General features: G+C 71.1%; 8 protein-coding genes. 2 read left to right on the forward strand and 6 right to left on the reverse strand.

The genetic code is table 11. The annotated features are described in order from the left end of the window. Positions 1 to 8 precede the first annotated feature (8 nt). Both ALI22I_RS55700 and ALI22I_RS29810 read right to left on the reverse strand, forming a co-directional pair. Positions 9 to 1,154, reverse strand: coding sequence for an ATP-binding protein (locus ALI22I_RS55700; RefSeq protein ID WP_077008862.1), 1,146 nt, complete (start codon positions 1,152 to 1,154; stop codon positions 9 to 11). A gap of 4,811 nt (positions 1,155 to 5,965) precedes the next feature. Beyond that, positions 5,966 to 6,850 carry a DUF4132 domain-containing protein gene (locus ALI22I_RS29810; protein WP_077008863.1) on the reverse strand — a complete coding sequence of 295 codons (885 nt, stop codon included), beginning with the start codon at positions 6,848 to 6,850 and terminating at the stop codon, positions 5,966 to 5,968. Positions 6,851 to 7,026: 176 nt separating this feature from the next. Between ALI22I_RS29810 and ALI22I_RS51325 the strand changes: the two genes are divergently transcribed. Together ALI22I_RS51325 and ALI22I_RS29815 are read left to right on the forward strand one after the other, a co-directional pair. Further along, positions 7,027 to 7,188, forward strand: a complete 162-nt coding sequence (locus ALI22I_RS51325) for a hypothetical protein (RefSeq protein WP_179118414.1) — start codon at positions 7,027 to 7,029, stop codon at positions 7,186 to 7,188. 327 nt (positions 7,189 to 7,515) lie between these two features. Further along, the gene (locus ALI22I_RS29815; RefSeq protein WP_143532505.1) at positions 7,516 to 8,811 is read left to right on the forward strand and encodes a putative glycoside hydrolase family 15 protein; all 1,296 of its coding nucleotides are present in this window, start codon (positions 7,516 to 7,518) and stop codon (positions 8,809 to 8,811) included. On the opposite strand, the gene ALI22I_RS29820 is transcribed toward ALI22I_RS29815, so the two are convergent. From ALI22I_RS29820 to ALI22I_RS29835, 4 genes are all read right to left on the reverse strand, one after another. Then, on the reverse strand, positions 8,782 to 10,236 hold the full coding sequence (locus tag ALI22I_RS29820; protein ID WP_077008865.1) for an ATP-binding protein: 1,455 nt from the start codon (positions 10,234 to 10,236) through the stop codon (positions 8,782 to 8,784). The two genes, ALI22I_RS29815 and ALI22I_RS29820, sit on opposite strands and share 30 nt — an antisense overlap. 1 nt (position 10,237) lies before the next feature. After that, complete coding sequence (locus ALI22I_RS29825; protein ID WP_077008866.1) at positions 10,238 to 11,917, reverse strand: FAD-dependent oxidoreductase; 1,680 nt, start codon at positions 11,915 to 11,917, stop codon at positions 10,238 to 10,240. A gap of 155 nt (positions 11,918 to 12,072) precedes the next feature. Then, positions 12,073 to 12,801, reverse strand: a complete 729-nt coding sequence (locus ALI22I_RS29830) for an aspartate/glutamate racemase family protein (protein WP_077008867.1) — start codon at positions 12,799 to 12,801, stop codon at positions 12,073 to 12,075. Positions 12,802 to 12,850: 49 nt separating this feature from the next. Next, entirely contained in the window at positions 12,851 to 14,326 is a 1,476-nt protein-coding gene (locus ALI22I_RS29835; RefSeq protein ID WP_077008868.1) for an NCS1 family nucleobase:cation symporter-1, read from the reverse strand. Positions 14,327 to 14,364: the final 38 nt, after the last annotated feature.

Raw genomic sequence — 14,364 nt, forward strand, 5'->3', positions numbered from 1 at the left:
TCTCTCGGTCAGGCGTCGAGGACGTCACGGAGTTCCCACAGGCGTCGCCAGGTTCGGGCGCCGGATTCGGCTCGGCGGCGAACCGCGCCGTCCCAGTAGCCGAGCAGTCGGGCCGCGTCGCCGGGGTCGTCCTTGCGGACCACGCCGAGCAAATGACCTGGCAGCAACGACAGGGGGTCGCGGTCGCCGGGGAAGTAGGCGTCGGCCAGGCCGAGCGAGGTCGCGACCGACACCGCCTCCGCCGTGCTCATCACCGTGGACGGCCGTTCGACCGCCCAACCCTCCTCCGACACCCCGTTGCGCAGGTCGCGGAACGCGGTGACCAGCACTTCCAGCACCACGTCGTCCACCGCGAACGGCGCGCTCACCCGTTCCATCGCGGCACTCGCCTGGCGGCGCACCAACGCGGTCTCGGCGGCCAGGTCGCCGATGGGTCCGACGGCCTCGAAGTTGAACCGCCGCTTCAACGCCGCCGACATCTCCGACACGCCCCGGTCGCGCAGGTTCGCGGTGGCGATCACGGTGAAGCCTGGGGCCGCGTGCACGGTCGCGCCGTCCGTACCGGACAACTCGGGCACCGCGATGCGCCGGTCCGACAGGATGGACACCAACGCGTCCTGCACCTCGGGCAGGCATCGCGTGACCTCCTCCACCCGCACCACGCCGCCGCCGCGCATCGCGGTGAGCACCGGTGACGGCACCAGGGCGCGCGGGCTCGGCCCTTCGGCCAGCAGGAGCGCGTAGTTCCAGCCGTAGCGCAACTGGTCCTCGGTCGTGCCCGCCGTGCCCTTCACCACCAGCTGACTGCTGCCGGAGACGGCGGCGGCCAGCAGTTCGGACAGCATCGACTTGGCCGTGCCGGGCTCACCGACCAGCAACAGCCCGCGCTCACCCGCGAGCGTCACCACCGCCCGTTCGACCAGCGCCCGTTCACCGACGAACTTCGGGCTGATCACCATCCGCGACGGCACGCCGTCCACCGAGACGCCCTTGGGCAACGCCAACGGATCGCCGCTACCCATCACGAACGTGACCACGGCGCGCGGGGTGAGCCGCCATCCCGGCGGACGCGGGCCGCTGTCGTAAGCCGCCAGGAACGCCAACTCGTCGCGGTAGGCGTCCTCGGCCGGTTCGACCTGCCTGGGAGCGGTCACCTGCGTCCTCCGGTCTTCAACTCTTCGTAAGCGGGCGCATCGCCGTCGACCACACGCCGCCAGGCGCGACCGAACAGGTCGGCGATGGGTTCGAACGGCACTATGACCTCGCGAGAGGCGGTGGTGAAGCCGAACATCGGCGCCTTCCACGACTCCAGCGGCAGGTGCGGGGCGGACAGCGGCAGCCACCCGCCGGGCAGGAACAGCGACCGCCCGGCCCGCGCCCGTTTCGCGGTGAGCACCAGGTCGGTCTCGGCGAGAGCGGCACGGGCCTTGCGCAGCCGGGCGGGCTTCCAGCCGGTCCACCGCGCCACGTTGGCGTCCGTGGGATCGGGCAGGGCCAGTAGTTGCAGGTACAGCACGGCGGCGTCCTCGGACAGGCCGAACTTCCCGGCCGCCTCCGCCACCAGGTGAGGCACCGACACCGTCGGGTCCTGGTGGTAGGCGGCCGGATCGACGCCCTCGGGCGCCACGACAGCGCACGCGGCAGTGAGGCCGTCGTCGGCCAGCCGGTCCAGCGACTGGAGCGCGTCCTGCGCGCCGATGGTCTCCACGAGCGCGAACAGCAGGTCGCGGTCCGCCGGTCCGACCAGGCCCGGCCGCAACACCAAGCGGCAGTACTCCGCGTTGATGCCCGCCAGCTCCAGCCAATCGCGGTGCCGGTGGACGATGCCCTCGGCGGGCAGGTCGACACCCAGCAGGGCGCGCACCCGCTCGATCGGGACCCACGCGCCGAGTTCGAGGGCGAAGCCCTGGTGCGCGACCCGTTGCCGCGCCAGCGCCAACGCCTCCGGCAACCGCGCCCGCAGCGGCGAACCGATCGGCAGCCGGTGCGCCAACCACGCCAACACCTGCGGCACCGCCCACAGCACCGCGCGGTCGAACCCGTGACCGTGACGGGCCTCCAACGACGTGCCGGTGAACCGGAAATCGGCGTCCGTGGTGAGCCAGGACGTGCGGTCGGGGTTGACCACACCCGTCACGTACTCGCCGACGCCGGACAGGTTCAGCAGCTTCACGGCGTCCACGAGCACGTCGTCCGGCACCGGCGAACGCCGTCCGTGCTCGGCGACCCACACCTCGGCGACGGCGTCCACGTCGGGCCCGCGCGTCCACAGGTCGGCCGGATCGGCGGGCACCGCGGCAGCGAGCAGCCGAAGGCGGGTACCCGTCGTCCAGCCCTCGGAGCCGTTGTTTCGCGGCCTTCGCACCACCCGCCGACAGACCGATCTGCTGCCGTTCGGCTGTGCCGAGGTAGTTCGCGCCCCACTGGTCGACGCCCGGCATCCCGGCCAGCAGCACCGCGGCCTCGGCGGTGCCCAGACCGGTGCGTTCCGCCAACGCGGGCACCGCCTCCGGGAACCACGGCGCGGGGCCGCGCGAAGCCAGCACGTCGAGGAACCGGGCGACCTGCGAACGCCCGAACGGCGTGCGCACTTCCTCGGCGGTCTCGACCGTCCAGTGCTTCGGCAGGTCGAACACCCCTGGCGTGCGGGTGTACTGCACGCCGTCGAACCGGCTGCCGGGCTCATGGCGCCACTGGGTTTCGAACAGGGCGATGAACCCGTCGCGCACCGGCGTGACCCGGTCCTTCGGGTTCGCCTGTCCCGCGTGCACGATCACGCCTACCGTGCGCCAGTGCCCGTCGCCGTCCGCCAGGCCGCTGTCCGCGACGGACCGCAGCACCAGCACCAACGCGTCGCGCTCGTCGTCCGGGGTGAGCGGTGACGCGGCGCGGTGGGCCAACGCGGCGAGGTGCGGCAGCGCCCGGAACCAGCCGGGGCTGCCCGACTCGGGCAGCGCACGTCCCTCCGGCCGCGCGACGGTCTCGCCGAGCGCGGCGATCAACGCGGGCAGGGCGGTCGGCGTGGTGCCGTGCGAGTTGCTGGACCGGTAGCCGCCGAACCAGCCGAGCGCGGCGTTGACCGCATCCTCGGTGATCTTCGGGCCGGTGGGCGCGACGACGGGTTCGACCCTGCGTGCCGCCACCGCGAGTTCGGCGTACCCGCGGTAGGAGCGCAGCAGGTCGACGGCACGGCGCACCAGGTCCACCACGCCGACGATCAACGCGGGATGGGTGAGGCCGGGCAGGGCGGAGATGACCACATCGGTGAACGCGTCGCGTTCACCGCGCAGCAGTGCGATCAGCCGGTCCCGGATCGTGCCCTTCTGCTTCGGCGCGGCCAGTGCGGCGGCGAGCATCGCGTCCACGGTCTCCCGCGTCACGCCGCGCAACATCGCGGAACCGGCCTCGTCACGCGGCCGGAGGAGGTGCCACCAGTCCAACGGCGGAACGAACGGCGTGCCCGTCGCGTACAGCGGGTGCTGCTCGCTCCCGGACACCGTGGCCAACGTGATGCCGTCGCCGTCGAGCAACACCATCGAGTCGCGCCCGCCCGCGAGCGTCACCTCGGCCCCGCCTGGCAGCCGCAGCACACCCACCGGATGCTGGAGATCGCCGGGGAGCCGGACCCGACGCCCGTCGACACCCTCGCCGACCCACGAGCCGTCGGCCTCACGACGCACCCGCCACCCGTGCAGGCCGCCGGCCGCGCCGAGCGGGCTACCCGACGTCTCCGGCAGCGCAGGCCTCAGGTCGCAGTGGTCGAGGGCCAGGGTGGCACCGTCGACGGCGAAGTCCTCCACGAACCGCGGCAGACTCGCCCGGCCGAGCTCGCCGCCGGCCGGATCGACCTCGTACCAGCGCCAAGCCTGCTCCCGGTAGTCCACGGTCCACACCGTGGTGCCGTCACCGTGCGCCGCCTGCGGCCTGGGCACGACCGTGTCACCGGGGTGCACGGCCCGCCCGCCGGCGAAGCGACCACCACCGGGCAGCGCGATCGACGCCGTCAGGCCGCGCCCGTAGTGGTACCGGCTCTCACCGATCTGGAAGACGCGGTCGGGCGCGTCACTCCAGTACGCCAACTCGCCGTCCGGCCCGTACCAGCGCACCAGCAGCACCCCGTCGATCCAGGACGCGACCGGTTCGAACGACCAGCGCTGCCGCATATCCGCCGGAATGCGGGAAACGTGCTCGGCGAGCACCCCGTCCGGCCCGACCACGACGAACGTCTCACCGCGGCGCAGCACCAGCGCGGGCCACCCCTCGCCGCACACCACCACGTTCTCGTCCTTGGGCACGCCGGCCGACCTCAGCCGACCGACCGCCTCCTCCAAAGCGGGCCACCCCAACTCGTCCAGCAGGCCGGCGCGCAACGTCCGGTGCAGGGCGGCGGCGACGTCGGCGCGGGCAAGCGATTCGGCCGCCTCCGGGACGTCCACGAACGCCTCGGGCACCCGCACCACGGCCAGTCGGTCCAGGTGATGGGTGAGATCGGGCAGCCCGGTGGCGACGACCCGCGCGGCCCGGCGGGTGATCCACGAGCCCAGCGCACTGCGCAGACCCGGCACCGCCATCGCGGCGGACAGCACGTCGGGGCTGATCCGCACCGAGCGGGCGGTGTTGCGGGCGTGCTGGACGAACCCGCTGCCCAGCGCCGGGCCGAACCGCTCGGACGCGGCCAACGCGGCCAGGTCACGGCGGCCGGGCCGGTCGTCGGCCAGCCACCCGGCCACGTCGAGTTGCTGGTCCTGGTCGACGGGCGCGATCGGCACCCCGCGCGACACCAACAGGTCCAGCAGGTCCAGTTCGCGCTGACGCCAGTACCGCAGCGCCCGGACCGGCACGCCGTCACCGACCAACCGATCGGCCATCGCCTCGACCAGTTCCAGCAGCTTCACCGACCGCCAGGTGTTGGACCAGCCCGACGAACGCACCGCCACCACCGACGACAGCCACTCGGCCGAGTCCGCCAGCACCTCTTCGTCCGCCTTGATGAGCGCACGGGTGGCGCCGCAATCGGCAAGGATGTCCAGCCACGTGTCGAGCGCGGCGTTCGAATCCGGGACGAACGACAGCAGCCGGCCGCGCACCTCCACGTCGTCCTTCGCCAACGCCACCAGTGAGGTGCGGTAGGCCTTCCAGAACGCGCCGCCCGCGCGGCTGATCGCGGAACTGTCGAGAATCCCGCGCAGCAACCGACCATCCTCAACGGCCGGGTCGCGCTTGGCGGCCTTGGCCAACCGCCGCAGGTCCTCCGGCATCCCCGTGTACGGGGGCAGGCCGCCGCGCGTGCGTTCGACGCACAGGGTGAAGAACAGCTCGTAGGCCGCGTCCGGGTCGTGCTTGCGCGCCAGGCCCTTGGCGTGCGCGGACAGCGCCTTGGCGGTCAAGGCGCCGGCGAACGCGAACTCCAGGAACACCTCGCGGGTGCGCTCCGGGTCCACCGCCAGGTCGTGCACCTCCTCCGCCTCACGCGCCTTGCCGAACATGCTCGCCGCGTAGGTGGTGTTGCCGTGCTGGAGGAAGATCCGCCCGGCCTGCTCGTAGAACGTGGGCAGCAGGTGCGGCGCGGACCGGCCCAGCATGTCGCCGAGCGCGGTGAACCCGTCCTTGGCCGCGCCCGCCCGGGACTTGGCGGTGCGGGCCAGCCGTTCGACGTCCTTGACCAGGTTGAGCGCGTGGTGGGCGTTGGCCGGGTCGTGCACCAGCGCCCACGCGGGGAAGCCGAGGGCGCTGCGCCGGCCGGTGCCGACGTCGGCGATCCGGTCGGGCGCGGTGAACCCGAGGTATTCGCAGGTCAGGTCTTCGGCACGGCCCAGCACCGCGGGCACCAGCCGCACCACCACGCGGTCGTCGAGACCGGGGTGGGCGTAGTGGCGGGCGGTGATGGTGTCGCGGTCCTCGCCGACGTCGGTGGTGCCGGGCAGCACGGCCCCCGCCGAGATGAGGGCGTTCGAGGTCAGAGGTTTCACTGGGCCACCGCCGCTTCCTGCACGACCCGGCCGGCGTGGATCGCCGACGCCATGCGCATCCCCTCGGACCACGCGACCGGTCCGACGTCGGCGAGCGCCAACGCGGTTCCGTCCGCCAGCGCCCACCGCAGCTCGCCGGTCCAGGTCTCGCCCTCGGGGTAGTCCGAGCCGAGCCAGTAGCGGGCCTCCACGACCCTGCCGTCCTCGAACGCGGAGTAGACCGCGTCGCCGCCGCGCACCGGGTAGCCGAGCGTGCGGCAACGGCCCACCGCGTGGTTGAGCTGCTCGAACTTGCCGCCGGCGTAGTCGTCCACGGACGTCTTGCCCGCGGCCGGCACTGTCGGGCGGGCAAACGTCTGCCGGAACAGCTGCTGCACCTTCTGCTCGACCCCCAGCTCGGCGCCGAACTCGCGCAGTTCCTCCAGGTCGTCCAGCAGCACCGGGTGCGGGATGCCCACCACCTCGGGCCGCAGCCGGCGCGTGTCGCCGTCGAGCGTTACCACGCCCAGCCCCCGCTCGGGGTCGGCGTCGCGCAGGAACCCGGTCTCCACGCCCCTGCCGTCATCGGCCGTGACGACGAGGTCGCGCAGCGCGTCGGCCCACGCGGCGTCCGCCCAGACCTCGGCGATCAGGGCCGTGGGCACCGGCAGGGAGCGGACCATCCAGCCGTCCACGGCGGACAGGCACTCCGCCTCGTGGCGGGACAGCCACTCGGCGAGCTGTCGCAACTGGACCACCTGCGGGTCGTCCTTGATCGACGCGGGTACCGAGGAGAGGAGCTTGCCCTTGCCGTTTCGGCACTGGACGCGCCCGTTCTCCCCGAGCCGCACCTGGTACCCGGAAGTGTGCCCCGAGAGATGTTGGGCATCGAGCCAGCCCACGGTTCCTCCTGCGAGTCGTTCACGACGGTGTGGGGCAGGAGGCTAGCGAGGGGGACCGACAAAACGATCAGTTCAGTGTGTTCGCCGCCACGCCGTGACCGGGCAGCGGCGGCACTACCTCAAGTCTTGCCCAAATAGGATGCGATTGTGACCGGGGTCTCCCTAACCTCAATGCCATGAGACTGCTGCTGTGGACCGCACTCACGTGCGCCCTCGCGGTCGCCGGGGGGATGGTCCTACCACTGCTGGCCGGCATCGCGCTCGTCGGCTGCGCCGACGACCACCTGCGTCGCGGGACGAGCCGCGCGTCATCTCGCCGTGATCTCTTCATCCGCTGACCGGAATAGACGATCAATACAGACGATCAATAAATCGCCAAGAAATCCACGCCTGGTGTGACGCACACTACTTGACCTGTGTCCGAGTAGCGGTTTAACTGCGCTGACGCGTTGAGCGGGTCACCCACCTGGGTGATCTCAACGCGATCACGACGCAATCACGAGGGCACGGCGCGCCCATTGTTCCTGCCGCCACGGGCTATTCGACAGGTCCGACGGTGGGTGCCGCCTGCCGCTGGGAGTTCCGCAATGTCCCTGCACACGTGGATCGAACACGCCGTCCACGGGCTTGCCCACCGCGTCCGCGGTCGGGTACTGATGTCTCTCATGGCTGGTGTCACGGGCATGGCCGCCCTGAACGCCCCCTCGGAGCCGGGAGCAGCGGAACCGGGCGCCTCACCGCCGGTGACGTCGGAGCAGGCCGCCCCGCAGTCGACCTCCCCGCAGTCGACGGCCCCGCAGCCGACCACGCAGCCCACCGCGCAGGTGCCCGCCGCAAGCGGCCGCACCCGGTCGTTCTGGCTGCACATGAACAGCACGCCGGTCACCGACGCGCAGCTGGCGACCGAGGCGAAGCGCCGCGCGTACATCGTGCTCAACGCCTGGGAAGGCGCACTGATCCCCAAGCTCAAGGCGGCGAACCCGGCGGTCCAGGTGTTCGTCTACAAGGACCTGACGTCCACCCGCTCGTACGCGTGTCGCGACGGCGTGGACGACGCGCAGCTGCCGACCGGTGTCGGGTATTGCCAGGCGGAACGCGATCACCCCGATTGGTTCCTCCGCGATCGGAACGGCAACCGGTTCGAGTACAGCGGCTATTCCGGGCACTGGCAGATGGATGTCGGCAACACCGGCTACCAGGCCGCGTGGGCTGACAACGTGATCAAGAGCAGCACCGCTTCCGGATTCGACGGCGTGTTCATGGACAACGCCCTCTTCCCGTGCGACGCGTATCACGACGGCGTCTGCCCGGCGAAGTACCCGACCGACGCGGCGTTGCAGGACGCGTACAAGTCGATGTTGTCCAACACCCGGGACGAATTCGTCTCCGCCGGGTTGAAAACGGTCGCGAACCTGTCCAACGCCCGCCTGCACGCCGGGGCGTGGGACGCCTACTCCGAGTACCTCGACGGCGGCTTCGACGAGTGGTGGCTGACCTTCGACGACTCCAACCTGCTCCCTGAGTACGCCGAGGGGTGGAGCAGGCAGGTCGCCGAGATCGCCTCGAACGAGGCCAAGGGCAAGATCACCTGGGTCCAGCCGCACTACAGCGCCGGCCAGGACCGGCCGTACCGGTACGCGCTGGCCAGCTACTTCATGGCGACGGGCGGGCTGGCCGCGATCTCGGACATCGAGCAGACCGACCGCTACGACGACGCGTCGCCGTGGCGCGCCGAGTACGACTGGGACCTCGGCACGCCCGCCGGTCCCTACCGCTCGGTGGCCAAGAACGTGTTCCAGCGCGACTTCGCGTGCGGCACGGTCGTGGTCAACGCCAACCCGACCGACACCGGCGCGGTCACCGTGCAGGTGAACGGCGCTCACAAGGACGAACGCGGCGCGACCGTCACGTCGGTCTCGCTGCCGGGCACCTCAGGATCCATCCTCCGCAGGACCTGCTGACGGTTGAGCTGACGCAGCCAGCGGCAGAAGGACCTGGAAACGGGTGTCGCCGGGCTCGGACTCGACCCGGATGTCTCCGTGGTGACGATCGACCACGATCCGCCAGGAGATGTCCAGGCCGAGTCCGGTGCCCTCACCGACCGCCTTGGTCGTGAAGAAGGGCTCGAAGATGCGGCCCTTCACCTCGGCCGGGATACCGGAACCGGTGTCACCGATCTCCACTACCAGGTCGTGACCGGCGCGGGACGTTCGCACTGTCAACGTCCCGCGCCGGTCCATTGCGGCCACCGCGTTGTCGATCAGGTTGGTCCACACCTGGTTGAGTTCGGCGGCGTAGGCGGGCAGTGGCGGCAGTGCCCGGTCGTAGTCCTTGACCACCCGCACGCCGTCGCCGATCTTGCCGCCGAGCATGACCAGCGTCGAGTCGAGCAGTTCGTGCACGTCGACGACCTGGAACGGCGCGCGGTCCACCTGCGAGTACTGCTTGGCCGCGCCCACCAGCGTGGACACCCTCGTGGTGGCGTCCTCGATCTCGTTCATCAGGGTCTCGGTGTCGACCGTGTAGGCCAGCCACCGCACGGCGGCCTCGGTCGCCGTCGCCGGGCACAGGGCCGCCGCCCGGTCGAGCCATTCGACGTCCAGCCCGCCCGCGACCAGCACCGGGGCCAGGTCCCAGCCGCCCGAGATGCCGTGCGCGTCCAGCCAGTCGGCGACTTCGTCCTCCAGGTCCGCGGTCTCCATCGGCCCCAGCTTCGGCGCCTTCGCGACCCGCTCGACCGCGCTCTCCTGCAACTTCACCAGCACCGGCAGGGTGGCCGGGTCCAGCGAACCGCTCGCCAGCAGGGCCAGCTTGTGCCGCATCCCGGCAACCCGCCGGCGCAACGCCCCGGTCGCGCGCACCGCGGCGGCGGCCGGGTTGTTCAGCTCGTGGGTCAGCCCGGCCGACAGCGAGCCCAGCGCGAGCAGCCGCTCCCGCTGGCCCACGATCCGCTGGGTGTTGCGCAACCCGAAGAACAACCCCTCCAGCAGGTGCACGGCCATCGGGAACCACTCGCGGAACACCGCGCCGAAATCGGTCGCGGGCAGTTGGTACAGCCGCACGTCGGTCACCGCGTCCGCGGTCATCTGGTAGACGGCCGTGGTCTCCGAGTCCAGGTTGAGGTACGCCTGGGTGGACCCGAAGTACGAGCCGCGGTGGTCGGTGCGGTTGGTCTCCACGCGTTGGCCGCCGATCACCCGGCTGAGCGCGACCGTGCCGTCCAGGAGCACGAAGAAACAGGTCGCGGGCTGCCCCTCACGCAGCACCTGGGTGCCCGCCCCGTGCGTCTCCACCTCGCCGTGGGCGACGAGCCACCCCAACTGCTCCTCGGACAGGTGCTCGAACAGGAACAACCCGCGCAGGTCGTCGACCGTCAGCTTCTCCACGTCAGGACCTTTCGAGGTAACGGTGGACCAGTGACACGGCCATCGCGCCGTCACCGACCGCCGACGCGACCCGCTTCACCGAGTCCGCGCGCACGTCACCGGCCACGAACACGCCCGGCAGGCTGGTCTCCAGGTGGTACGGCGGCCGGTCGAACTCCCAGCCCTCGGGCAGGCGGCCGTCGCTGACCAGGTCCGGGCCGGCGAGCACGAACCCGCGCTCGTCGCGGGCCAGCGTGCCCGCGAGCCAGTCGGTGTGCGGTGCCGCGCCGATGAACGCGAACAGCCAGGACGTCGGCACGGTCGTCGTCTCGCCGGTCTTGTTGTGCCGCAACGTCAACGCCTCCAGGCGCTGCTCCCCCTCCCCGCCGACGACCTCGGTGCACGTGCGCACCTCGATGTTGTCGATGCGGGCGAGCTGTTCGATCAGGTAGTGCGACATCGACCGCTCCAGCGAGTCGCCGCGCACCACCAGCACGACGCGACGGGCGTGCGCGGCGAAGTAGAGGGCGGCCTGGCCCGCCGAATTCGCGCCGCCGACCAGGTAGACGTCCTGGTCGGTGCAGCTGGGGCCTTCGGTGGTCGCCGCGCCGTAGAACACGCCCTGGCCGGTCAGCCCGCCGAGGCCGGGCGCCTCCAGCATCCGGTACGAGACGCCGGTGGCGAGGATGACGGTGTGCGCGGCCAGTTCGGTGCCGTCGCCGAGCCGCACCACGCGTGCCGCGCCGCGCGCCTCCAACCCGACCACGTCGCACGCGGTCAGCACCTCGACGTCGAACTTCAGCGCCTGCCGGCGGGCGCGGTCGGTCAGCTGCTCGCCGGACACGCCGTCGGGGAAGCCCAGGTAGTTCTCGATCCGGCTGCTGGTGCCCGCCTGGCCGCCGGTCGCACGGCGTTCGACCAGCACCGTCCGCAGTCCCTCGGAACCGCCGTAGACGGCCGCGCCGAGGCCGGCCGGGCCGCCTCCGACCACGATCAGGTCGTAGAAGTCGGTGGACGGCCGCGTGGTCAGCCCGACCCTGGCGGCCAGCTCCGCGTCCGACGGCTGGACCAGCGGCTCGCCGTCCGCGGTGATGACCACGGGCAGCCGGGTGCCGTCCTGGCCGGACGCGGTGAGCAGCCGGTCGGCCTCGGTGTCGCCGTCGTCCAGCGCGTGCCAGCGGAACGGGACGGAGTTGCGCGCCAGGAAGTCGCGCACCTCGTAGGATCGCGACGACCAGCGGTGGCCGATGACGCGGACCTGCCGCACCGGGCTGCGGTCGGCCGCCGTCCACGCGCTGAGCAGGTCGTCCAGCACCGGGTACAGCTTCTCCTCCGGTGGGTCCCACGGTTTGAGCAGGTAGTGGTCGAGATCGACGACGTTGATCGCGCGGATCGCCGCGTCGGTGTCGGCGTAGGCGGTGAGCAGCACCCGCCGTGCGGCCGGGAACAGGTCCATCGCGGCTTCCAGGAACTCGATGCCGCTCATGCCGGGCATCCGGTAGTCGGCCAGCAGCACCGCCACCTCCTCGCCGCGCAACTTGATCTCGCGCAACGCGTCCAGCGCCTGCGGCCCCGACTCGGCTCGCACGATCCGATAGCGCTCGCCGTACTTGCGGCGCAGGTCGCGCGCCACCGACCGGGACACGCCCGGGTCGTCGTCCACAGTCAGGATCGAGGGCCTCGCGACCTGAGGTGTCGTCATGTCCACAGTCAACTACACGGCCTCTGAGGACCGAATTCGCAGCTCGGGCATTCGTGTTGTCGATGGGCCGCCCCCGGCCGAGCCTTCACGGAAAACGCTTTCCACGCGGCGGTGACCCCGATGACAGCACAGCCACCGCCCGCCTGGCAATGCGCTCAGCCCACACCGAAGTCCCGCAGCAACCCCGTGAACGGCTTGGCCGGCGGCGGTGCGAACTCCGATCGGTCCCCCGTGCGCAACCCCATCGTCACCAGCGATTCCACCAGCACGGTCGCCGCCTGCACGCCGTCCACCACCGGCAACCCGACCTCCGCCGAGACGGCGGCACGCAGGTCCGCCATCCCGGCACAGCCCAACACGATCGCGTCCACCCCGTCCTCCACGGCCGCGAGGTGGCACGCCTCGGTGATCGTCTTCACCGCCGCGTCACCGTGGAGGTCGAGCGGGGGGATGTCGACCGCGTGCACGCTCCGGCAGAACCGGGTGACGCCGTAGCGCTCCACCAGGTCCCACGCCCGCCCACGGGTGCGGGCGAGCGTGGTGACGACGCTGAAGCCGCGCCCGAGGTGGGTGGCCGTGCGCATGGCCGCCTCCGCGATGCCCACCACCGGTCCCCGGGCCAGTTCGCGCGCGGCGTCCAGGCCGGGGTCGCCGAAGCAGGCGATGACGTACCCGTCGAACCCGGCCCGCTCGCCGGCGGCGATCTCGGCGAGCAGGCCCGGCACGCTCAACGCCTCGTCGTAGTGGCTCTCCACCGACGCGGGCCCCATGGCCGGGTTCACCGCGTCGACCACCGTGGTCGGCGCGGCGACTTCCCGTGCCGCCCGGCCGATCGCCGAGGTCATCGCCGCGCTGGTGTTGGGGTTGACGACCTTGATCTTCACGGCATCCTCACGACAATCCTCACGACAATCGTCACGACGCGCGGGCAGCTCACGCCGCGCGGGCGGCCTTCGGCGCGAGCACGGTGTAGAGCACCAGGCCGATCGCCATGCCGATGAACCAGCTGTACTGGGCGACGGTCTTCATCCCCGGCCCGTCGCTCCACAGCACCGGGACGACCGCGATGACCGCGCCGACCGCCGTGGCCCCGATCGCGGCCGGGTTGTAGCCGTTGCGGAACCAGTACTTGCCGCTGGTGGACATGGTGAACAGGTCGTCCACCGTGACCTTCTGCTTCGCCACCAGGTAGTGCCCGGCGATGAGCACGCCGAACAGCGGCCCGATGAACGCGCCCAGCACCTCCAGCGTGTAGTGGATGATCTCCGGGCTGTTGTAGAGGTTCCACGGGGTGATCAGCACCGAACCGACGGCCGCGATCATGCCGCCCGCGCGCCAGCTGATCTTCTGCGGGCTGACGTTGGAGAAGTCGAACGCGGGCGAGATGAAGTTCGCCACGATGTTGATGCCGATGGTGGCGATGGTGAAGGTCAACGCGCCGAGCACGATGGCGAACGTGGTGTCGATCCGGGCGACGGTCGCGACCGGGTCCGTGATCAGCTCGCCGAACACCGGCACGGTCAGCGACGCGGTGATCACCACGAGCAGCGAGAACACCAGGAAGTTCACCGGCAGACCGAGCAGGTTGCCGCGCTTGACGGCGGCGAACGACTTGCCGTAGCGGGAGAAGTCGCCGAAGTTGAGCATCGGCCCGGAGAAGTAGGACACGACCAGCGCGATCGCGCCGAGCATCACCGGCACGGACGCGAACCCGGTGTACTTGACGTCACCGAGCGTGAGGTCGATCGCGCTCCAACCGGCCCGGTAGATCAGGTAGCCGGCGAGCACGAACATCACCACGTACACGGCGGGCCCGCAGAAGTCGATGAACTTGCGGATGCTCTCCATGCCGGTCCAGAACACCGCCGCCTGCACGACCCACAGCACGGAGAAGGAGAACCAGCCGAGCGCGGACAGCCCGAGGAACCCGTACTGCTGCACGTCCGCGTACGGGGTCAGGCCGGAGAACAGCTTGAGCAGCACGATGTTCAGCGCGGCCGAGGCGAGGTAGGTCTGGATGCCGTACCAGGCGACCGCGATCAGGCCGCGGATGACCGCCGGGACGTTCGCGCCCTTCACGCCGAACACGCTGCGGCAGATGACCGGGTAGGGCACGCCGGTGACCTGGCTGGGTTTGGCGACGAGGTTGCAGAACAGGTGGACGATCCCGATGCCGACCAGCAACGCGACCAGGACCTGCCAGCTGCTCAGTCCCAGCAGGAACAGGCTGCCCGCCGTGACGTACCCGCCGACGCTGTGCACATCGGACATCCAGAACGCGAAGATGTTGTAGGCGCCCCACTTCTGCTCGGTGAGCGGGGCGAGGTCGTCGTTGGTGAGGCGCGGGTCGTACTCCGGCTTGGTCGTCGTCGCCGTGGTTGCGCTCGCGACCGGCAGCGTTTCGGTCATGGTGCTCCTGACTTGGCCTGGTCGGGCTGGGCGGCCCG

This window comes from Saccharothrix sp. ALI-22-I (assembly GCF_001984175.1).
Lineage (GTDB): Bacteria > Actinomycetota > Actinomycetes > Mycobacteriales > Pseudonocardiaceae > Actinosynnema.

Bases quoted from the DNA above. Each gene is read 5' to 3' on its own strand.
- ALI22I_RS29835 (WP_077008868.1), bottom strand. From the start codon at position 14,326: ATGACCGAAACGCTGCCGGTCGCGAGCGCAACCACGGCGACGACGACC.
- ALI22I_RS51325 (WP_179118414.1), top strand. From the start codon at position 7,027: ATGAGACTGCTGCTGTGGACCGCACTCACGTGCGCCCTCGCGGTCGCC.
- ALI22I_RS29815 (WP_143532505.1), top strand. From the start codon at position 7,516: ATGGCTGGTGTCACGGGCATGGCCGCCCTGAACGCCCCCTCGGAGCCG.
- ALI22I_RS29825 (WP_077008866.1), bottom strand. From the start codon at position 11,917: ATGACGACACCTCAGGTCGCGAGGCCCTCGATCCTGACTGTGGACGAC.